20 protein-coding genes and 3 pseudogenes are annotated in these 21,622 nt (G+C 47.5%); 19 read left to right on the forward strand and 4 right to left on the reverse strand.

Translation table 11 applies throughout. The features are described from left to right. Positions 1–62 precede the first annotated feature (62 nt). Positions 63–1,580: an IS1182 family transposase gene (locus MJO57_RS13475; protein ID WP_252017502.1), complete on the forward strand. Its 1,518-nt coding sequence runs from the start codon at positions 63–65 to the stop codon at positions 1,578–1,580. A 145-nt stretch (positions 1,581–1,725) separates the two neighbouring features. Here MJO57_RS13475 and nadB read toward each other — a convergent pair whose 3' ends face one another. Beyond that, complete coding sequence (gene nadB, locus MJO57_RS13480) at positions 1,726–3,348, reverse strand: L-aspartate oxidase (protein ID WP_252025989.1); 1,623 nt, start codon at positions 3,346–3,348, stop codon at positions 1,726–1,728. A 577-nt stretch (positions 3,349–3,925) separates the two neighbouring features. On the opposite strand from nadB, the gene rpoE reads away from it, so the two are divergent. From rpoE to acpS, 13 genes are all read left to right on the forward strand, one after another. Further along, complete coding sequence (gene rpoE, locus MJO57_RS13485) at positions 3,926–4,513, forward strand: RNA polymerase sigma factor RpoE (RefSeq protein ID WP_252025991.1); 588 nt, start codon at positions 3,926–3,928, stop codon at positions 4,511–4,513. 38 nt (positions 4,514–4,551) lie between these two features. Then, positions 4,552–5,277 (forward strand): sigma-E factor negative regulatory protein, encoded by a 726-nt coding sequence (locus MJO57_RS13490; RefSeq protein ID WP_252025993.1) that lies wholly within the window; start codon positions 4,552–4,554, stop codon positions 5,275–5,277. Further along, a complete protein-coding gene (locus MJO57_RS13495; RefSeq protein ID WP_252025995.1) occupies positions 5,264–6,304 on the forward strand; it encodes a MucB/RseB C-terminal domain-containing protein in 1,041 nt (346 codons plus the stop codon). The genes MJO57_RS13490 and MJO57_RS13495 overlap by 14 nt, the downstream gene beginning before the upstream one ends. An 86-nt stretch (positions 6,305–6,390) precedes the next feature. Beyond that, positions 6,391–6,873: a SoxR reducing system RseC family protein gene (locus tag MJO57_RS13500; protein WP_252025997.1), complete on the forward strand. Its 483-nt coding sequence runs from the start codon at positions 6,391–6,393 to the stop codon at positions 6,871–6,873. 235 nt (positions 6,874–7,108) lie between these two features. Beyond that, positions 7,109–8,476: a DegQ family serine endoprotease gene (locus tag MJO57_RS13505; protein WP_252025999.1), complete on the forward strand. Its 1,368-nt coding sequence runs from the start codon at positions 7,109–7,111 to the stop codon at positions 8,474–8,476. Between the two features lie 253 nt (positions 8,477–8,729). Beyond that, on the forward strand, positions 8,730–10,529 hold the full coding sequence (gene lepA, locus MJO57_RS13510) for a translation elongation factor 4 (protein ID WP_305881916.1): 1,800 nt from the start codon (positions 8,730–8,732) through the stop codon (positions 10,527–10,529). 152 nt (positions 10,530–10,681) lie between these two features. Then, positions 10,682–11,491: a signal peptidase I gene (gene lepB, locus MJO57_RS13515; RefSeq protein WP_252026003.1), complete on the forward strand. Its 810-nt coding sequence runs from the start codon at positions 10,682–10,684 to the stop codon at positions 11,489–11,491. 108 nt (positions 11,492–11,599) lie between these two features. After that, entirely contained in the window at positions 11,600–11,896 is a 297-nt protein-coding gene (locus tag MJO57_RS13520) for a DUF4845 domain-containing protein (protein ID WP_252026005.1), read from the forward strand. Between the two features lie 2 nt (positions 11,897–11,898). Further along, complete coding sequence (gene rnc, locus MJO57_RS13525) at positions 11,899–12,579, forward strand: ribonuclease III (RefSeq protein WP_252026007.1); 681 nt, start codon at positions 11,899–11,901, stop codon at positions 12,577–12,579. A gap of 33 nt (positions 12,580–12,612) precedes the next feature. Continuing rightward, positions 12,613–13,584 carry a GTPase Era gene (gene era / locus MJO57_RS13530; protein WP_252026009.1) on the forward strand — a complete coding sequence of 324 codons (972 nt, stop codon included), beginning with the start codon at positions 12,613–12,615 and terminating at the stop codon, positions 13,582–13,584. A gap of 10 nt (positions 13,585–13,594) precedes the next feature. Further along, positions 13,595–14,332 (forward strand): DNA repair protein RecO, encoded by a 738-nt coding sequence (recO, locus tag MJO57_RS13535; protein WP_252026011.1) that lies wholly within the window; start codon positions 13,595–13,597, stop codon positions 14,330–14,332. Positions 14,333–14,408: 76 nt separating this feature from the next. Then, entirely contained in the window at positions 14,409–15,158 is a 750-nt protein-coding gene (gene pdxJ, locus MJO57_RS13540) for a pyridoxine 5'-phosphate synthase (protein WP_252026013.1), read from the forward strand. After that, the gene (gene acpS, locus MJO57_RS13545) at positions 15,159–15,533 is read left to right on the forward strand and encodes a holo-ACP synthase (RefSeq protein WP_252026015.1); all 375 of its coding nucleotides are present in this window, start codon (positions 15,159–15,161) and stop codon (positions 15,531–15,533) included. Positions 15,534–15,590: 57 nt separating this feature from the next. Here the strand turns inward: acpS and MJO57_RS13550 are convergent, their stop codons facing one another. Genes MJO57_RS13550 through MJO57_RS13560 form a run of 3 tightly spaced genes read right to left on the reverse strand, consistent with a single transcriptional unit; the run spans position 15,591 to position 17,407 of the window. Continuing rightward, entirely contained in the window at positions 15,591–15,902 is a 312-nt protein-coding gene (locus tag MJO57_RS13550; protein WP_252019089.1) for a transposase, read from the reverse strand. After that, entirely contained in the window at positions 15,892–17,166 is a 1,275-nt protein-coding gene (locus tag MJO57_RS13555) for an IS66 family transposase (protein ID WP_252021082.1), read from the reverse strand. The genes MJO57_RS13550 and MJO57_RS13555 overlap by 11 nt, the downstream gene beginning before the upstream one ends. Further along, positions 17,123–17,407 (reverse strand): DUF6444 domain-containing protein, encoded by a 285-nt coding sequence (locus MJO57_RS13560; protein WP_252021084.1) that lies wholly within the window; start codon positions 17,405–17,407, stop codon positions 17,123–17,125. The genes MJO57_RS13555 and MJO57_RS13560 overlap by 44 nt, the downstream gene beginning before the upstream one ends. On the opposite strand from MJO57_RS13560, the gene MJO57_RS32765 reads away from it, so the two are divergent. The 5 genes and pseudogenes from MJO57_RS32765 (at position 17,406) to rlmD (ending at position 21,587) form a co-directional block, all read left to right on the forward strand. Beyond that, complete coding sequence (locus tag MJO57_RS32765) at positions 17,406–17,531, forward strand: hypothetical protein (RefSeq protein ID WP_256493293.1); 126 nt, start codon at positions 17,406–17,408, stop codon at positions 17,529–17,531. The genes MJO57_RS13560 and MJO57_RS32765 overlap by 2 nt on opposite strands. Before the next feature lie 202 nt (positions 17,532–17,733). After that, positions 17,734–18,237, forward strand: a pseudogene (locus tag MJO57_RS13565) (pyridoxal-phosphate dependent enzyme); the annotation flags it as partial. A 59-nt stretch (positions 18,238–18,296) separates the two neighbouring features. Beyond that, a pseudogene (locus MJO57_RS13570) lies at positions 18,297–19,723 on the forward strand (IS4 family transposase). An 11-nt stretch (positions 19,724–19,734) separates the two neighbouring features. Next, a pseudogene (locus MJO57_RS13575) lies at positions 19,735–20,151 on the forward strand (pyridoxal-phosphate dependent enzyme); the annotation flags it as partial. A 146-nt stretch (positions 20,152–20,297) separates the two neighbouring features. Next, on the forward strand, positions 20,298–21,587 hold the full coding sequence (gene rlmD, locus MJO57_RS13580) for a 23S rRNA (uracil(1939)-C(5))-methyltransferase RlmD (RefSeq protein WP_252026017.1): 1,290 nt from the start codon (positions 20,298–20,300) through the stop codon (positions 21,585–21,587). Positions 21,588–21,622: the final 35 nt, after the last annotated feature.

Raw genomic sequence — 21,622 nt, forward strand, 5'->3', positions numbered from 1 at the left:
CGAGAATAGCCTGATTAAGTATAATCAGGCATCTTCTGCCCACTTTGTTGTTGCCGAAACGGATGTCATCAATCAAATTCAAAGATAACCCTGCTGATTTTGACCAGCACCTGATGTTCCCATCGAACATCTTCGACCTGCTGCCACCAGATCATGATTGCTTCGTTTTTGAAGATATCTTCAAGCATATCGACACCTCTGAAGTGGAAAAGCAGTATCACCATCTTGGCCAGAATGCCTACCACCCACGACTGATTATATCGATCCTGATCTATGCCTATAGCCATGGTGTGTTCAGCTCCAGGGAGATTGAACGGCGCTGCAATCAGGACTTGGCTTTCATGTATATCGCCAAACAGCACTGCCCAAATTTCCGGGTGCTCAGTGACTTTCGTAAAAACCAGGCCACCTTTTTTAAAAGCAGTTTCAAACAGAGCGTGCTGCTCGCCCGGGAACTACAGATGGCCTCGCTGGGCCACATCGCTCTTGATGGTTCCAAATTCAAAGCCGACTCATCAAAGCATAAGGCCATGAGCTACGCACGACTTAAGGCCAAAGAAGCTGAATTAATGGCTGAAGTTGAGGCCCTGATTAAAAAAGCCGAAACCAGTGACAGTGAAGAGGACGATGCTTATCAGCAGGAGACTGGCTACAGCATTCCTGAAGACTTGCAATTCAAGCAGGAACGGTTAGAGAAAATCCAGGAGGCCAAAAAAGCGCTTGAAGAACGGGAACAGGCCCTGAATCCCGATAAGCCGATAGACGACAAAAAGCAAATCAGCTTTGCTGATCATGATGCCAGGATCATGGGTAAAAAAGGCAGTGGCTATCAGTACAGTTATAACGCCCAGATCAGCGTCGACAGCGATAATGGTATCATTGTTGGCCAGCACATCAGCCAGCATGCCAATGACAAGCAGGAAGTAAAGCCTGCACTTGAAGCCATTGCAGAAGCAACAGATAACGCGTCCATTGGCAAAATGAGTGAGGATAATGGCTATTACTCAGGGCCCAACCTGCAAGCGTTTGATGATGCGAACATTGACGCTTACATGGCTACGGATCGACAGGAGAAGCCTGCAACAGAGGGACTGGAAGACTCTGACAGAAAGTTTGTCAAAGCGGATTTTATTTACCATGAAGCAGACGACAGCTTTACCTGCCCTGCCGGTGAGAAGCTGATTTATAACACGGCTAGCAAAGCAAAACACAAAAGCTACCGCGTCAGTAAAGATATCTGCCGGGATTGCCCGTTACGTAAAAGGTGCAGTGGTGACAACAAAGACCCGGGGAAAGTGATTCGCACAGACCGCCACGAAGCCATACGCCAGGCGATGAACCGCAAAATGGAAACCAAAGAGGCCAAAGCGGTTTATGAGCGTCGCAAGGTGATTGCGGAACCGCCTTTTGGCCAAATCAAGAACTCAGGATTCAGAGGGTTCAGTGTCCGGGGTAAGGAAAAAGTGGCTGGAGAATTTTCACTGGTCTGCAGTGCTTATAATTTCAAAAAAATTGTCAAATCGGTTTCAACGGGATCAATCCGTCTTGAAGAAGCAAAAAGGCTTAAAATGGCAGCATAAAGGCAAGCAAAAGGGTAAAAAACGCAATTTTTACCCCAAAACAGGCTAAATTTAGGTCAATATTTGATCAGCCAAGAAAATGCTGAAGCTTTCGTTTTTTCAATAGCTAGTTCTCGGACAGCCTCCTAGAAACGTCAACAAGCTCTCAAGCTCTAAAGTTCTCAGGAATCAGGATCGTGTCTTCGGGAACATTGTTCGTGTGAGGGTAGTCCAGTGTGTAGTGCAAGCCGCGAGACTCTTTTCTGGCCAGGGCGCATTGAATGATCAGTTCAGATACCTGGGCAAGGTTACGAAGCTCTATCAAGTCATTACTGACCTTGAAATTGCTGTAGAACTCATGAATTTCAGATTGAAGTAACTCGACGCGATTCATAGCCCTCTGCAGCCGTTTCGTGGTGCGGACAATACCAACGTAGTCCCACATAAAACGGCGAAGTTCATCCCAGTTGTGAGAGATAACCACATTTTCATCGGAGTCTGTTACCTGGCTCTCATCCCAGTTCGGTAGCGAGGGTGGTTCCGGGTATTGATGAATGGTGTCGCTTATTATCCGGGCACAGCTTTTTGCTGTTACAAAGCACTCAAGCAGTGAATTGCTGGCCAGACGGTTAGCGCCATGCAGGCCGGTAAAGCTGCACTCGCCGACAGCAAAAAGGCCTTTTGTGTCTGTTTGACCGTTTTTATCAACCAGTATTCCACCACAGGTATAATGTGCCGCAGGAACAACAGGGATTGGGTCTCTGGTAATGTCGATGTCATAGCTTATGCAGCGTTCATAAATAGTTGGGAAATGTGAGCGAATGAACTCTGTAGGCTTATGGCTGATATCCAGGTAAATACAGTCTGACCCAAGGCGCTTCATTTCATGATCAATGGCCCGTGCAACAATATCTCTGGGAGCCAGCTCTGCCCTGTGATCGTAGTCTGGCATGAATCGGCTACCATCGGGGCGCTTGAGAAGGCCTCCTTCACCCCGAACGGCTTCTGAAATAAGGAATGACTTGGCATTTGGATGATAGAGGCAAGTTGGGTGAAATTGATTAAATTCCATATTGGCAACCCGACAGCCCACCCGCCATGCCATGGCAATGCCGTCGCCGGATGCGCCATCTGTATTGCTGGTGTAAAGGTAGGTTTTGCTGGCTCCCCCGGAAGCAAGAACGGTACAACGAGCTTTGAATGCATGGACCTGGTCGGATACCAGATCGAGCACATAAACACCAACGCAGCGATGTTTGTTGTTGTCTATGCAATTTTCCAGTTTACTGTTGGTAATCAGGTCGATTGCCAGATGATGATCAAAAAGGTCAATGTTTGGCTTTAACTTTGCCCGTTCCAGTAATGTGTCTGAAATAGCCCGTCCAGTGGCGTCTGCGGAGTGAATGATTCTGCGAGAGCTGTGTCCCCCTTCTCGTGTCAGGTGGTAGTCGAAGGGCCGGTTTACACTATGATCCGGGGTGAATGGAACGCCCTTGCCTATCAGCCATTCAATGCACTCCCTGCCATTCTCAACTATGTGCCGAACTGCTGCTTCGTCACATAGGCCAGCACCGGCAGTCAGAGTATCTTTAACATGCTGGTCGATATTGTCGCCTGTTCGGTCTAGTACCGCAGCCACACCACCCTGAGCCCAATAAGTTGAACCGGCGCTCAATGAGTCTTTGCTGAAAATGGCTATTTTGGCATGATCGGGCAACTGCAGTGCAGTTGTCAGTCCGGCTGCGCCAGAACCAATGATGATTACATCATAATTGCAGGGCTGTTGCATAAGGCTCCCCGGTTATCTGGTTACTCTTCTGACGTAATCTATCCATCAATAAGCCATGGGAAAATTAATGCAGAGTGGCTTAATGTGCTAGCCTGTGAAACGGTAACTGTCTGGTAGTGACATAATACGTTATCACAAGGCTTGGCTTGGATATGATTAATTACAGTTGTAGCTCAAGTGCATTGGGCTAAAGAGGCTATTCTTCGGGTCGATGATAAGATTGCAGCTGATCTGAATTGAACCAAGAGGCCTGAGTTTGCTTGTTTGACAATTGTACTTTACTGAGCCAAGTCAACTATCTACTTTAGATTATACATATCTGGGTATTACGTTGAATGCGTTGTAGCTACTGTAGTGTCGTTAAAGTGCTAAAGATAAGATGTCAGTTTTCCAATATAATTACAGAACTCAGATAAACTGGGTTGTGGTGGACAAATACCCTTTATAGTAAAAAATTGAAAATATCAGGAACTTTTCTTCATTTTGATGGTCTATATTACTGCGGTTGAGCTGAACCCTATATTGCACGATGGCACCATTTTTGGTACTTCTGCCATGCATGGGTGGAGATGCCTGAATGGTTGATAGTCCGGACTCTGATCAGCAGTTGGTTGATCGTGTAAAGCAGGGTGACAAAAGAGCTTATGATGTGTTGGTTATTAAATACCAACACCGCATTCTTGGGCTGGTTGGAGGTTATGTCAGTGACTTTCAAGAGGTTCAGGATGTTACGCAAGAGGCTTTTATCAAAGCATATCGTGCGCTGGAGAAGTTTCGTGGGGATAGTTCTTTTTATACCTGGCTGTATCGTATCGCTGTAAACACGGCTAAAAATCACCTGGTATCAAAAGGGCGAAGGCTTCCAGAGTCTGATATTGATGTTCATGATGCTGACTTTCTGGAAACAGCGACAACGTTGAGAGTCGTTGATACCCCTGAACGCAACCTGTACTGTAATGAAATTGAGCAGGTCATTCATGATGTAATTCAGCGTTTACCCGATGAGCTGAGAACGGCGGTTATGTTGAGAGAGTTTGACGGTCTCAGTTATGAAGAAATCGCGGATGTCATGGACTGCCCGGTTGGAACTGTACGGTCCAGAATTTTCAGGGCCCGTGAAGCTATTGATCGTGAAATCAGACCGTTATTAGGGCAAAGTGGTTAAACAAGGTTTAGTTCATGTTCGACAGCAAGATGATCGGCATGAATATCAGAGGTTTGTCTATGGGTGAAAAGGGTTCTCAACACAGCGCCAGAGAACAATTGAAAGAATCTTTATCAGTTTCTCTGGATGGGCAGGCCAGTGATCTCGAATTGCGTCGTGTGATTGACAGCATAGGCAGAGACGATGACCTGCGAACACTTGCGAGTCGCTATCAGCTGATCGGCGAGACACTGCGTGGAAAAAGCAGTAAATTTGCCAAGGTTGATATTTCCAAGGGGGTTATGGCTGCCCTGGAACAGGAGGAAGTCGATAATGCCTGCTCGCAGAATGTACGCAGATCAGGTGGTTCTTCTGAGAATGGACCCGGGACGAGTCACTTTATTTCGGATGTGTGGGCTTCTTTGGGTAAGGTTGCTGTGGCAGCATCTGTGGCTTTTGCCGTTGTTATCGGGGTCAGAAACAGCAACCAGTCTCCTGATTTGCAGGTTCTGGCTGAAAATGAACCAGCTACCCTGACTCAGCCAGTTCAGTTGGCACAATCAGGTCAAAACGATTATGGTGTATCGGGTATTCGTGCCGGGTATCACTCTAAGCAGCATGACAGTATTACACCTGAACAACTTGCCTATGCGCAGAACCTTGCTGATAGGGCAACCAGAGAGCGCTTTCATGCATATGCACTTCAGCATGCAGAGCTTTCTGCAATGGGAAGTGGCCAGAGTATTTTGTCATTTGCCAGATTGACCAGTTTTGACAACCAATAAATTTATGAAACAGATGCAATGGATTCCCAGAAAGCTGCTGGTTAATTGTTTTTTTGTCAGTAGCTTTTTGTATGCTGGCTTATTGTATGCAGAGGCGTCATCAGATGCTGGTTACCTTCTTGAAAGAATGGCAGCTTCCTCCAAAAAATTGAGTTTTCAGGGAGAATTTGTTTATCAGCAGGGAGCGCAGCTTCATACACTGAGTATCATTCATCAAGCTGAAAGTCAGAAAATATTGGAAAAGGAACGTATTCTGTATCTTGATGGTGCTCCCCGTGAAGTAATACGGTCTGGGCAAGAGCTCTTCTTTTCCAGTTACAACGAAGGGGTCACGAAGTTTCAGCATGGCTCATTAATGCCCGTAATAAACAAGTTTCAGTCAGGTATATCTGACAATTTCTACGACTTGAAAATTGTTGGTATTGACCGTGTTGCCGGGCGAGAAGCCATCTTGTTGCTTGTGTTGCCGAAAGATCGTTTCCGGTATGGGTATCAGTTATGGCTTGATCGAGAGACTTCACTTTTACTTAAATCAGTGCTGGTCGATGATCAGGGTAAAATTATTGAGCGACTGCAGTTCACTTCTCTGAGTGTTGGTCAGCTGTCAGATGATGTTTTGGCGCTTCTGGACCATAAACCCTCCAGGATCGATGAAACTATCCACATAAAAAGCAATCGGGTTAAAGAGCATTCAAAGGAGCTCGGTATGCCAGCAGGGTGGGAGACGGGCTGGTTGCCAGATGGCTTTGTGTTGGAAAATAGCAGTATCCGTCCTTCTCCGGTAAGTCAACATGATGTTGACGCTTTGATTTTTTCTGATGGAATTGCCACTTTCTCTGTTTTTGTTGAGCAGGATGATACTCGGGTGCTCAGTCAGGCATCTGAAAAAATCGGCGCGCTTTCGGCGGTTTCAAAGATTTACAGAGAGGGTAGTCAGTACTTCCATGTCACGGTTGTTGGTGATATTCCTTTGGGTGCGGCAGAGCGGGTAGCTGTATCTGTTCGTCCGGTAAAAAGTAAGCCATGATGTAATGATCAAGTAAGTTTGCTGGACTTGAAGGCTGGTTTTTTTTTTATTATTTCGTTACAAATCTGTATCAGGCTTGCAGGAATATGATAGAAGAGCAGGGACGAGTTGTGGCTGTTGAGAGTGACTTTGTCTGGGTTGAAACAATCAGGCAATCCAGCTGTTCAAGCTGCAGTGCTCAAAACGGTTGTGGGCAGCATCTCTCCGAAAAGTACCGGGCCGACACATCTTTTTCATATATCAAGGCAATCAGTCCCTGGGTTGTGAAAGAGGGTGACAGGGTCGTGGTTGGTATACCTGAAGGCTCACTGTTAAAGGCTTCTTTTCTGATTTATCTTTTCCCGCTGCTACTTATGATGGCGGGTATCTGGTTGTCTTCTGTAATGGGATTTGCAGATTGGCTGCTGCTTCTCTCAGCTGGTTTACTCCTTGTTTGTGGCTTTGGTGCAGTAAGATTATTTTGCAATGGATCTGCAGATATGTGTCGGGTTGATGTGGTAAGGGTATTGCCATCTGAAACATTGAACTTATCAGGCAGGTCCTTCAGACAAAAGCTTTCTTCCTTCTGATTTTTTATCGCTTTATTTCTGATGGTAAGCAAGTTTGCATGGTTAATCTGATGCTGCCGGAGCGGAATCGGCTCTTCATCGCGTAATTATAAACAGTACCACAGGATTGTATGACTGTGGTGTATATATTCAAAAGTCAAATGCTGGAGAAAACATATTTATGAGTAGGGTGTTGTTTCTCTTCAAAAAGTCATTTTATAACGTTGGGTTTTCCCTGTTTTTGTTTTATCTGACAATGGCAAATGCTTCCGCCAGGGATTCCGGATTGCCAGATTTTGCGACATTGTTTGAACAGGCGTCTCCAGCGGTAGTTAACATCAGTACTCTGGCCACGCCAAAAGCGAGACAGCCGATGTACGGGACTGGAGGAGAGGAGATTCCTGAAATTTTCCGCCGTTATTTTGGTATACCACTGCCTGATGAAAACCATTCCGGGCGTTCCCAAACAATGTCTCTTGGTTCTGGTTTTATTATCTCATCAGATGGTTACATCCTGACAAATAATCATGTTATCGATGGCGCTGATCAGATCATTGTCAGACTCAGCGATAGGAGTGAACGTTCTGCTGAATTAATAGGTGCAGATAAACGTTCGGATCTGGCACTGTTAAAAATTAAAAGCGACCGGACTCTTCCGGTAGTGAGGCTCGGTGATTCCGAGAGTGTTAAGCCTGGTCAATGGGTAGCGGCAATTGGGTCGCCTTTTAACTTTGAATATTCAATTACCAAAGGCATTGTCAGCGCTCTGAACAGAAGCCTGCCCAGCGATTCATATGTGCCATTTGTTCAAACCGATGTGCCTATCAATCCGGGTAACTCGGGTGGACCGCTGTTTAATATGAATGGCGAGGTAATTGGCATTAATTCCCAGATTTTTACCCGCTCTGGCGGCTTTATGGGGCTTTCATTTGCCATACCTGTTGATCATGTCATGTGGGCTGTTGATCAACTGAAAGATAAGGGCTACGTCACCCGAGGGTGGCTGGGTGTTGCCATCCAGGATGTGGATCGTGATCTTGCAGAGTCATTTGGTCTGGAAAAGCCAATGGGGGCCCTGATCAGTCAGGTGGTTCCCGGTGGGCCCGCTGATAAGGCAAGGCTGCATCCCGGGGACATAATTGTAAGCTTTAATGAAAGGGCTATCAGTAGTTCAGGCGTGTTGCCAATGTCGGTGGGTGTGATAAGGCCGGGTGAAAAAGCAAAACTCGAATATATCCGTAATGGTAAGCGCAAGGTCGTCGATGTTGAGGTAGGCCAACTACCGGATGAGAGTAATGCCGGTTCTGAACGAAAGGGAGATAGTATTGCTTCCGATAAAAATCCTTTAGGTGTTCAAGTTGCTGAGCTCGATGAGAATTATCGCAGTAAACTGCGTCTTGACGAGGATGTTCAGGGCTTGGTTGTGATTGGAGTTAACCGAGGGGCTGGTCGTTCTATCGGGTTGCGACAGGGCGATGTTATCACCGACCTTAATAATCGAAGTGTGACTACGGTGGCAGAATTTAACAAAGTGGTCACCAAACTGCCCAGAAATCGCTCGATTTCAATGCGGGTCATTCGAGGTGGGAACCCCGGCTACATCACCTTCCGGTTACAGGAGTAATCAAATGGTAGTTAGCGCAGTATATGACCATGGAGTACTCTGCCGACATGTTATAGAATAGTGTGGAATTATTTATGCGGATCGGTCGCGCTTTAATTGCTGCCGGAGTTATAGCCATAGGCTGAACAGAAGTAATTCTTGCCGTTCAACAGTCGGCAGCAGCGGCCCGGTCTGCAGGTCAACTCTCCAGTTCAAGACAGTCCCCGCGATGGCGGGGACTGTTTTTTGTGACGTTTTTACAGTAGATGCTATCGTGAGCGACTTAAGCTTAATCAGGAATTTTTCCATCATTGCCCATATTGACCATGGGAAATCAACCCTGGCTGACCGTTTTATCCAAACCTGTGGCGGGCTCAGTGATCGTGAAATGCAGGCTCAGGTGCTTGATTCCATGGAGCTTGAGCGTGAGCGTGGAATCACGATCAAGGCGCAGAGTGTTACGCTGGATTATCATGCAAAGAATGGTAATACCTATCAGCTGAATTTCATTGATACACCGGGACATGTGGACTTTTCGTATGAAGTTTCGCGCTCTCTGGCTGCCTGTGAAGGTGCGTTGCTGGTGGTTGATGCGGCTCAGGGCGTAGAGGCACAGTCCGTTGCTAACTGCTATACAGCCATAGAGCAAGGGTTGGAAGTTATGCCGGTGCTTAATAAAATGGATCTCCCTCAGGCAGAGCCTGATCGGGTCTCTCAGGAGATCGAAGAGATTATCGGTATTGACGCCACAGATGCCGTCCGTTGCTCTGCTAAAAGTGGTCTGGGGATTGAAGATGTCCTTGAGCGACTTGTATCAACCATTCCGGCCCCTGAAGGAGATATCAATGGGCCACTGCAAGCACTGATTATCGATTCCTGGTTTGATAACTATCTGGGTGTAGTCTCTCTTGTGCGGGTTAAAAATGGTACGTTGCGCAAAGGGGAAAAGATTATCGTTAAATCCACCAGGCAGTCACATGTGGTGGATAATGTGGGTATTTTTACGCCAAAGCGGACGCCCACCGGAGTGCTTAAAGCCGGCGAGGTTGGTTATGTGGTTGCCGGTATCAAGGATATCCATGGTGCACCCGTAGGTGACACTCTGACTCACCTGAAAACTCAGGACGTCGAGGCACTGCCAGGCTTTAAACATGTTAAGCCGCAGGTCTATGCAGGATTGTTCCCGGTCAGTGCAGATGACTTTGAAGATTTTCGTGATGCGCTGGAAAAACTGAGCCTGAATGATGCTTCTCTGTTTTATGAACCGGAGAGCAGTGACGCGCTGGGCTTTGGTTTCCGTTGTGGCTTCCTGGGCATGCTGCATATGGAGATTATCCAGGAGCGACTTGAGCGGGAATATGATCTGGACCTGATTACCACTGCACCGACAGTAATCTATGAGTGCCATATGAAGAATGGCAATGTGGTGGAAGTTGATAATCCTTCCAGATTACCAGACCCTGCGGGTATTGATGAAATTCGCGAACCCATCTCCCGGGCAAATATTCTGGTGCCCCAGGAATACCTTGGCAATGTGATTTCTCTCTGTGTTGAAAAGCGTGGTGTCCAAAAAGATATGCAGTTCACCGGTGGTCAGGTTTCGCTCACCTACGATATTCCGATGAACGAGGTGGTTCTGGACTTTTTCGATCGACTGAAATCGGTGAGCAGGGGCTTTGCCTCTCTGGACTACTCTTTTGATCGTTTTGAAACCGCCAAAATGGTTCGGGTGGACATTCTGATCAATGGTGAAAAAGTGGATGCGCTGGCCGTTATAGTACATAAGGATCACGCCGTTTCCCGTGGACGGGTTCTGACTGAAAAAATGAAAGAGATCATTCATCGTCAGATGTTTGATGTTGCCATTCAGGCTGCCATCGGTGGGCAGATTATTGCCCGGACAACGGTAAAAGCCCTAAGAAAGAACGTCACTGCCAAATGCTATGGCGGTGACGTGAGCCGCAAGCGTAAACTATTGGAAAAACAGAAGGCAGGTAAGAAACGGATGAAGCAGGTTGGGCGTGTGGAAATTCCGCAGGAGGCTTTCCTGGCCGTTCTAAAGGTCGACAAGTAATTTACCATAGATTACAAATAACCTACTGTTGGTTAACACCATGAGCCAGGTAGCTGGCTTATTGCGTACCGGGAAACGCTCACTTTGGATGTCGTAGTGCAGTTTTACCGATTTGTTCAGGTCAGATAAAACAGGTTTAGAGAAAAACAGCCATGGATTTTAATTTTCCACTGCTATTGGTACTGTCGGTTGTTGTTACAGGTATCATTGCACTTTTTGACCGACTCATTCTGTTGCCAAAGCGAAAGGCTGCTGTTGCAAAGCTCAGTGCCCAGGGAGCAGATGGTGACTCCCTCGAGAAACTGGTCAGGGAACCCGCCGTTGTTGAGACTTCCAAGTCTATCTTCCCTGTTTTGCTTTTTGTTCTGGTGATTCGATCCTTTTTATTTGAACCTTTTCAAATTCCGTCTGGTTCGATGATTCCTACCCTTGAAGTGGGTGATTTTATTCTGGTGAATAAATACAGCTACGGTTTGCGTTTACCCGTAACGGGAACCAAGGTTCTTTCCATCGGTGAGCCGGATCGCGGTGATGTGATGGTGTTTAAACAGCCAGGTAAGGAAAATATCAACTTTATCAAGCGTGTTATCGGTTTGCCGGGCGATGTTGTGCGATATATGGGTAAGCAACTGACGGTCAACGGTCAGGCGGTTCCTGAAGAGTTTGTGGCACAGCTGAGTGGTGCCCGGTCCATGTATCGGCTCTATAACGAAGGTGATCAAGGCAAGCGCTACCAGGTTCGCAAAGAGTTGACCAGTCATGATTTTCGGGCCGAAGGTGAGTGGGTTGTGCCTGAAGGAATGTACTTCGTCATGGGGGATAACCGTGACCGGAGTAATGACAGCCGATACTGGGGCTTTGTTCCAGAAGAAAATATTGTTGGTAAGGCGGTTTACATCTGGATGCACTGGCCGAGCTGGACGCAACTCCCGGGCTTTAAGAACAACGGGGCAATTAAGTAAGCTGTATAGGAACTCTAAGGAGAGAATTTTATGTATGGTATAAAGAGCAGGCAGCGAGGCAGTGGTGCAGTCAGTTGGTTGTTTTACCTGTTAATTGGTGGACTATTATTGTCTTTTGCGGTTAAGGTTGTGCCGTTTTATATCGATGACCACTCGGTGAAGCAGGTAGTGTCTTCATTGTCTGATCGACCGGAATCTGCCACTGCATCCGCTACCCAGGTTAGAGCCTTGATAAATAAAGGACTGCAGTTAAACCTGGTTAAACTTGATCGCAACGAGATTAACGTTATCCGCGAAAACGGTGTTGTTGCTGTAGATATTGACTACGAGCGACGGATTCATTTTTTCTATAACGTTGATCTGGTATTAACGTTTGAACATAACTGGAAAGCTGGAACTCAGTGAAAATGCTTGAACTTGCCCGATTGCAGAGAAAGTTGGGGCATGAATTTTCCGATCAGAACCTGCTGGCGCTGGCTCTCACCCATCGCAGTTTTGGCAGTCGTAATAATGAGAGATTGGAGTTCCTTGGCGACTCGATAGTCAACTTTGTTATTGCTGAAGCGCTCTATGAGCGCTTTCCCGATGCCAAAGAAGGCCAGTTAAGCCGTCTGCGGGCTCGAATGGTTCGCGGTGCAACGCTTGCCGAGCTTGGTCGGGAGTTTGAGCTGGGCGATTTTCTCCGTCTCGGTTCCGGTGAGCTTAAAAGTGGTGGCTTCAGGCGGGAGTCTATTCTTGCTGATGCAGTTGAGGCAATTATTGGCGCGATGTATCTTGATGCCGGTATGGCCGTTTGTGACCAGCGAATTCGCAGCTGGTTTACCACTCGCCTTGATCAACTGACCACCACGGATGAGCAAAATAAAGACCCGAAAACCCGTTTGCAGGAGTATCTGCAGGCGCGGCAGCAGTCACTGCCAAAATATCAGGTGATCGACATTCAGGGAGAGGCTCATGATCAGCACTTTTCAGTAAGTTGTGTACTGGAATGTCTGGATAAACCATCGACAGGGGAAGGGTCGAGTCGTCGCGGTGCTGAACAGCAGGCGGCTCGAAATGCATTGAAGTTGCTTGGCGTGGATCATTAAGAGCGCATTGAGCTTATAGAGAGCAGAAAACAGATGACATCTGATGTAAATCGCGAAGAGCCCACTGCTCATGAATTCAGCCTGTCCGATCCCGCTCCGGAACTCAGCCACTGTGGCTATGTTGCCATTGTCGGTAGACCTAATGTGGGTAAATCTACCCTGTTGAATCATCTTCTCGGACAGAAGCTTTCTATTACCTCCCGCCGGCCTCAGACTACGCGTCATCAGGTTCTTGGCATCAAGACGGAGCAGGGGGCTCAAACGGTGTATGTTGATACACCGGGGATGCACAAGGTTCAGAAAAAAGCGATCAACCGTTATATGAATAAGGCTGCCAGCAGTGCCCTGGCAGGTATCGATGCCATAGTTTTTGTGGTTGATCGCCTTACCTGGAATGAAGAGGATCAAATGGTCCTTGAAAAGGTAAAAGGCGCCCATTGTCCGGTTATTCTTGCCGTAAACAAGGTGGACAAGATCAGTGATAAAGCGCAATTGATCCCGCACCTTGAGTCTCTGTCGGCAAAAATGGATTACCATGCCGTTGTGCCGATCTCTGCACAGCATGGTCATAACCTGAAACAGCTGGATGAAATGATTGCCCAGCTGATTCCGGAAGGTGTCCATCATTTTCCTGAAGATCAGCTGACGGATCGGAGCTCACGCTTTCTTGCCGCTGAGCTGGTGCGTGAGAAAGTCATGCGTCAGCTGGGTGATGAGCTGCCTTATGAAGTGACGGTAGAGATCGAAGAATTCAAGCATGAGATGAGGCCGAAAGGTCCACTGTTGACCATCAGTGCGTTGATTCTTGTGGAGAGAGCAGGCCAGAAAGCCATTGTTATTGGTGACCGGGGAGCAAGACTGAAGAAAATCGGACAGGAAGCCCGTAAGGATATGGAGCATATGTTCGATTCAAAGGTCATGCTCAATCTGTGGGTTAAGGTCAAGGCAGGTTGGTCGGATGATGAGCGTGCCCTGAAAAGTCTGGGGTATGATCACAATTTATGAATGATATGCAGTGATTGGCAATGAATTTCATAAAGCCTGGTTGCTTCATCGTCGCTCCTATAAAGAGCGCTCCGTTATTGCTGAGTTTTTAGTGGAAGGCCATGGTCGTGTTGCCATGGTGGTTCGTGGGGTACGACAGTCGAAGTCTCGTTTAGCTTCACTGTTACAGCCTTTTCACCGGGTGTTGGTTCGCTGGAAGGGGCGAGGTGAGCTGAAAACGCTGGTTGACCTTGAGCTTGATCGCTTTACCTTTCTTACCGGTGAACGGCTCTATTGCGGGTTCTATGCCAATGAGTTATTGATGAGATCAATGATTCCTGGGCAGCTGGTCGATGGTGTTACGGATTTATACCGGGAAACACTGGCCCATCTTTATCAGTCAGCGCCTCTTGAGCCTTTGCTTCGATCATTTGAATTGGATTTGCTGGAACTCTGTGGTTATGCCCCCTCGCTTAACCGGGATGCACTCAGTGGTGCTCCTTTAAAAGAAGGTATGGTTTACCGCTTCGAGCCTGAGCATGGGCTGATACCGACACGTGGGCAAATCGCTCACTATGAGAGGCCATTTTGCTATACCGCAGAGTTGCTTAAAGCGCTGTCGGTCAGGGATTTTTCCAATACTGATTTCTATTCGGGTTTTAAGCGGTTTACCAGGCAGGCCATGAAACCACTGATTGGGGAAAGGCCTATGCAGAGCCGAATGCTGTTCGCTGGCAATAAGCGCAACTTGCTATCGGGTGGGCAGTAGTAAAAAATAGCGTAATCTCCACATCATGATTACTATCGCATAATACAGTACGTAAATTTCCACAATGGGCTTACTCATGATTCCTCATCGGCGTATTTTGCTGGGCGTCAACATTGATCACATTGCCACCATCAGGCAGGCCAGGGGTATTCGTTACCCTGATCCGGTTCAGGCGGCCATTGAAGCTGAAGAGGCGGGTGCCGATGGCATCACACTGCACCTGCGCGAAGACCGTCGGCATATTCAGGATCATGACGTATTCCGCATTCGAAATGTCTTGCAGACGCGAATGAATCTGGAAATGGCGGTGACCAGTGAAATGCTTGGTATTGCTGAAAAGGTTAAACCTGAACATGTCTGCCTGGTGCCTGAGAAGCGGGAAGAAGTAACCACTGAAGGCGGACTGGATGTGAAAGGCCATTTTGACAGTGTGGCTTCAGCTTGTGATCGTCTGGGAAAACAGGGTATTGAGGTCTCACTGTTTATTGATCCTGATCTGGATCAGGTGGAGGCAGCAGTCAGGGCGGGAGCGCCTGCGATTGAACTGCATACCGGTGCTTATGCTGATGCCACGACGGCTGAAGTAATGCAGGATGAGCTTGATCGTATCAGAAATGCTGTCGTGTTTGGCGTGGAACAGGGGCTGGTCGTCAATGCTGGCCATGGCCTTAATTATCAGAATGTTGAGCCTGTAGCGATGATTGCCGGTATCAATGAGCTGAATATTGGTCACTCGATCATTGCCCGTGCACTGTTTACCGGTTTGAAACCAGCGGTTCGTGAGATGAAAGTGCTTATGTTGGAAGCTTCACGGAATGCGTTTTAGGTGATTGCTGGTATAGGGACAGATATTGTCCGTATTGATCGAATAGATCGCTCACTCAGCAGGCTGGGTGAGAAGTTTGCCAGAAGAGTCCTCACTGACTATGAGTTATCGCAATGGCAGGAGCGCTCATCCTCTGCTGCCTGGCTGGCCAAGCGATTTGCGGCCAAGGAAGCGGTCGCCAAAGCGTTTGGTACAGGAATCGGAAAGCTCTCATTCCAGCACATAGAGGTAAGAAATAACACATCGGGTGCGCCTGAGTTGTATTTATACGATTATGGTCTTGAATTGCAGCAGCAAAGAGTGGTTAAACAGCTTCACCTCAGTCTTGCTGATGAGCAGGATAATGCGATTGCTTTTGTTGTACTGGAGAGCTGATATCAGCTCTCTTTCTTACCGTAATAGCCTGTGATTCGTCATTTTGTTTTGTCGTAACTATTCAGCACTGAGCAAAGGCATATTACAGTAATTCCGAACAGCTCTATGAAGTGATTGATATATGTCCATTCCCTGTTTTCTGGCAGACGACAAATAGCTGCGAATCCGTGCAAACATAGAACCACCGTCTGCACTCCTGAAGCAGCCTGAGATTTTCTGCTTTAACTTGGCCATTCGAACATCCCGCTCACTGCCATTGTTATCGAAGGGAATGGTAAAATCTGACATGAAGCGCAGTGTCTCAGCCTTGAACTCAGTGAGTCGTTTGAAGAGATTGTAAGCTTTAGTATTCTTGTAACTATTCAGCACTGAGCAAAGGCATATTACAGTAATTCCGAACAGCTCTATGAAGTGATTGATATATGTCCATTCCCTGTTTTCTGGCAGACGACAAATAGCTGCGAATCCGTGCAAACATAGAACCACCGTCTGCACTCCTGAAGCAGCCTGAGATTTTCTGCTTTAACTTGGCCATTCGAACATCCCGCTCACTGCCATTGTTATCGAAGGGAATGGTAAAATCTGACATGAAGCGCAGTGTCTCAGCCTTGAACTCAGTGAGTCGTTTGAAGAGATTGTAAGCTTTAGTATTCTTGACTTTCTTGCGCTTAAGCTCCTCTCGTTGCTTCTCCATATAGACGACTTCTTTCATTAGAGCCCGCTGAAGCAACCGGTCATAAATCTTCTCGATTCGTTCACAGACAACACTTGGCATCTGTAGCATACCTATGGTCTTAAAGCCCTTGCAGTAATGCCAGGAAAGCCTCAGTAGCTTCATCAATCGCAACGCCAGTTGATTGCTGTCCCTATCAACAACACCCAAAAGCTCCCTCAGGTGATGGGCATTGCAAAGTACGTGAGTTGCCGCATATGCAAAATAGGATTTCCAATGATCATGAACCAGAACGCCTGCAAATGTTAGCAGTATGCCCATCGTGTCCATGGCCTCACGACCTCGCTTTTCAGACAAGTAGTAGAGCGTCCATTGTTCATCCCGCATAACGTGTAGCCAGTGCAAAGAGCCCTCGGCCCGCATACCCGTTTCATCGGCTCCGGCAACAGACGATTCCCGCAAGGCGTCACGAATAACCTCTTCAGTAGAAGCCAGATTTTCATAGGTTCTGGCCACAAAATTGGCGACAGTGCCTGCACTTACACTCATTTTATAGAGAGTATTAAAATACTCTGACACGCGCTTAAAAGGCAGGAAATGGTATTGGTTAAGATAGACGGCCATAGCCTGTGTGGCTGAGCCATATTGTGCGGCAGCGGTAACACCTTCCGGGAATTCAGCCTGATTCCGACAACCACAAGTGCAGATTTTTACTTCAGCTCTATGGGCCGTTACTTCAAATTCACCCGGTCTCCCTGGTTCAAACACCTGTCGTTCAATATATTTGACCGGCTCACTATCAAGAAGAGACGCCTGACATTTATTGCATTCTTTAACCGGAAGGTACTCAATATAGTCAGGGATATCGACCTGTTTAAGACAAGTGCCCTGATGCCCTTTCTTTCCACCGGCTTTATTACCAGAAGACTGTCTCAGACTTTCTAGGATTGGGTTTTTCATCCGATGGATCGGTACCTTTATCTGCGGAAAGGTCGTCAGAATGATCTGGAGAATTACTGTTTTTACAAGGTTTTTGATAACCATCAGACGATGGCGGCTTGCTGCTGTTTTGACTGTTCTTGCCAACCTTTTCTTCCAATTCTCGACATCGCTCTTCCAGACAGGCAACTCTCATCCGCAGCTCTGCATTCTCTTTCAAGAGAATCTCAGCCGACATAGTTGCGGGTAGTTCTGGAATCATGCTGGCGAATATTGTGGAAAAATGGTGCTTAAGAGGATGGTATAAAAATCAGAAAATTCCAGATTTATGTGGGGGTGCTGAACAGTTACGTTTTGTCTTTATTTCCAGTGCGTTATGCCCATAACAGGGGGGGGGAATGTCATGCTCCGGATTCAGACGTATCAAGGTTCTTTAATTCCCACCCATTGAGCCGGGTCATGGACAAAAAGATTAAAAATTTAATGCTTTATACCCAGAGTCTGTTGTTATTTACTGGACACTGATAAACAGCCACTAGCCAGAATTGTCCTTCTCTGTGCTGGAATAATAAAGTCTGCGTAAGTTGTATGTCTATGGAATACCCCACAATAGAGTCGATTATTGGCAATACCCCGCTGGTGCGCCTGCAACGCATGCAGGGGAAGAGCTCCAATACCCTATTACTCAAGCTCGAAGGGCAGAATCCGGCTGGCTCGGTGAAAGATCGCCCGGCCCTGTCCATGATTGCCGAAGCTGAAGCCCGTAAGGCCATTGTTCCAGGGGATACCTTGATTGAAGCGACCAGTGGTAATACAGGAATAGCGCTTGCCATGGCAGCTGCGGTTCGTGGTTATCGCATGATTCTGATAATGCCGGACAACATGAGTGCCGAGCGACGGGCCGCCATGAGTGCCTACGGCGCAGAACTGATACTGGTCAGTGATGGTATGGAAAGTGCGCGGGATAAGGCGCTGGAACTGCAGGAACAGGGGGTTGGGAAGGTGCTTAACCAGTTTGCTAATCCCGATAAACCATTGGCTCACTATGGGACGACCGGGCCGGAAATCTGGCAGCAGACCCGGGGTATGGTGCTGTCTCTTGATCACAAATAGCTACCTTGTTCTATCATTTCTCACTGATAAAACAGGTCATGCTTCCACTTTCTCCTAAACCATGGTCAGAACTAACTTTTGGATGTGCTGATTTGGGCGATACTCGACGTACAAAACGACTTGTCAAAGTTGCTGCCGAGCTTTCAGCTCATACCGGTAATTCTTTGTCATCTTCATGCGAAGGTTATACCGCACTGGTAACTGGAGCTTACCGGCTGATTGAGAATGAGGCCGTAAAGCCTGAAGCAATAGCTGAGGCAGGCTTTCAGGCAACTGCCAAAATAGCGAGACAGTCTCGCCTACTTCTGGCTCTCGAAGATACAACAACCCTGGGTTATAAACATGCTGTCAGATCCGAGCTTGGTGATCTTGGAGGTCCTGAAGGCTCTAAAACCAGAGGATTCCACGTCCACTCTGTCTTCTTGGTTGATGCGGATACAGAGCGAAGCATTGGGCTTATTGATCAAGAACGATGGGTTAGAGAGGACGTTCAGCGGGGGAAAAAGAACCAACGTCGTCAGCTACCTTACGAGGGAAAGGAAAGCTTTAAGTGGCAAAGAGCCTCTGAAAACACAGAACAAAGGATGGGGGGTAAAATGCCTGACATCATCAGTGTTTGCGACCGGGAGGCGGATATATACGAATATATGCACTACAAACTGGATAACCGACAGCGGTTTGTTGTAAGAGCTACACAAAACAGAATCCTGGTGGATGGCGAACTCTTATTATTTGATTCCTTAGCTCAGACTGAAGTGTTGGGGAAATATACGATAGTGGTTCCTCAAAAAGGAGGTAGAAAGAAGCGAAAGGCAACGCTGCAGGTCAAAAGAAAGAAGATGACAATACAGGCGCCGCAAAGGCCAGGCGGCAGGCCGGAACGGTAACTATGAATATTGTGTCGGCTGAAGAGATTGGCAATGACTCCGAAGACCGTTTGCACTGGGTACTATTGACAACTGAAGATATTGAAACATTCGAAGACTGTCGCTCTATCATTCGATTTTACGAGCTCCGATGGCGAATAGAAGAGTTCCATAAGGCTTGGAAATCGGGAGCAGGAGTAGAAAGGCTTCGTCTGCAATCTCCGGATAACATTGAACGACTTGCGGTCATATTAATGTTTGTCGCTGTCAGACTAATGCAAATCCGTGAAGCATTAATGTTACCGAATGACAGGCAGCACAAAGACAGAAAGCTTTGGAGTGAAAAAACACTCGCGAATGAGGTGGTCAGTGATGATGAATGGCAGGTTCTCTGGCTAACCTATGAAAAAAAAGCGTTGCCCGATAAGCCGCCAACAGTCACTTGGCTGCTTCAAACGATTGCTCGGCTTGGTGGTTGGGGTGATTCAAAGCATACAGGGCAGCCCGGCTGGTTAGTGGTATGGGAAGGCTGGGCGAAATTGCAGGATCGGGTAAAAACCTGGCAGATAGCCCGGCAGTTCAGCGCTGGAGAGATGTGATCAAGAGTCAGGGTATGGTGACGCACTTTATCAGCGCCATGGGGACAACCGGAACAATAATGGGCACCTCCCGTTATCTGAAAACAATGAATCCAGCCATTCAGATTGTCGGCCTGCAGCCGGAGGAGGGGGCTCAAATACCGGGTATCCGTCGTTGGCGTCCTGAATACCTGCCCACGATTTTTGATCTATCGGCCATTGATGACGTGATGGATATTGGTCAGACAGAAGCTGAAGAGTGCATGAGACAGCTGGCCCGTGAAGAAGGCATATTCTGCGGTGTTTCTTCAGGCGGTGCCGTTGCTGCAGCCCTGAGACTTTCAAAAAACGTCGAGAATGCCACCATCGTGGCGATTATCTGCGATCGTGGTGACCGTTATCTTTCAACAGGCGTATTTCTGCCACCGATCACCGATATGGAAATGTGACTACGGGTTTGTTGTGCCCCATATCCAATGTAGAATTGAATTTTTTTAAACAGCCCTGAGCATGAGCGGGCAAGTAATCAGAATGTTGGAAGTACTCTATGCGTTTTAAACGTGCGACCTCAAACCCTGTTTTTCTGAATGAGGATGTGCGTATTGACGGACTTTCCCATGATGGTCGCGGCATAGCCCGCTACCATGGGAAAACCCTCTTTATTGATGGTGCACTGCCCGGTGAAACTGTTCGTGCCCGGGTTCTGGAAGATAAGCGGCGTTTTATCAACGCTCGTGTAACCGATGTGCTCTCGGCATCACCTGAGCGCTGTGAGGCCGCCTGTTCCCATTTTCATCAGTGTGGCGGCTGCAGCCTGCAGTACTGGTCTCATCAAGGGCAGCTCGAAAGCAAACAGCAAATTGTGCTCGATCAACTGAGGCGTTTTGCTAACGTTGTGCCTGAGCATATCGAGGAACCTCTGATTTCTCCTGCCTATGGATATCGTCACCGTTGCCGTTTTGCCATGCACTGGTACAAAGGAAGGCTGAGTCTTGGGTTTCGGGAAAAGGGCAGTAAAACCATCTGCGAAATTAGTGAATGCCCGATTTTGGTAGAGCCTTTGCAGGAAATGCCCTCACTACTTAAGTCATTTTTGCCAACGCTAAAAGGCCGGGAAGCCATTTCTCATGCAGAATGCTTTCTGTCAGAGCAGGGACGTGGATTGCTGTTGCGCCATATTCGTCCTCTGTCGGAAGAGGACCGGGCGCTGTTGAAAACCTTTGCTTCTGCCCATCAGCTATTTCTGTATCTGCAGGGTAGTCCGGAGCGCATTATGCTTTTACATCCCCTGATGGCCGATGAAGCTGTGTCGGAAGCATTGTACTACCGTCTGCCAGAATCAGGGCTAAACCTGTACTTTCGGCCACAGGATTTTACCCAGGTCAATTGGGTGATCAATCAGATGATGGTTGAACAGGCCATTCAGTGGCTTACACCAAAAGCATCCGATAAAGTACTTGATCTGTTTTGTGGGCTGGGTAATTTCTCGCTGCCACTGGCTAAACAGTCTGGTCATGTGACGGGGGTTGAGGGCTCTTCGGGTTCAGTGGAGCAGGCCATTAGAAATGCTGGTCTGAATGGGTTGAAGAATGTCAGTTTTCACTGTGTGGATCTGTCGCGTGACTTCAGTACAGAATCCTGGGCAAAAACTCATTATGACATCGTGGTTCTGGATCCACCCAGGGCTGGTGCAGATTTCATGATTGAGCAACTGGCTGGTTTATTGCCTGATCGACTGTTGTATATTTCCTGTAACCCGGCAACCCTTGCCAGGGATGCTGGCAGCCTTGCTTCTTATGGTTTCAAATTGCAGCGTTTGTGCGTTATGGACATGTTTCCGCAAACGGCTCATGTGGAGTCCATGGCGCTTTTTGTCAAAGCATAGATGGTCGCAGTATTGATGATCAGAGTGTTGATGGT

It is taken from the genome of Endozoicomonas sp. SCSIO W0465, from assembly GCF_023716865.1.
Taxonomy (GTDB): Bacteria; Pseudomonadota; Gammaproteobacteria; order Pseudomonadales; family Endozoicomonadaceae; genus Endozoicomonas.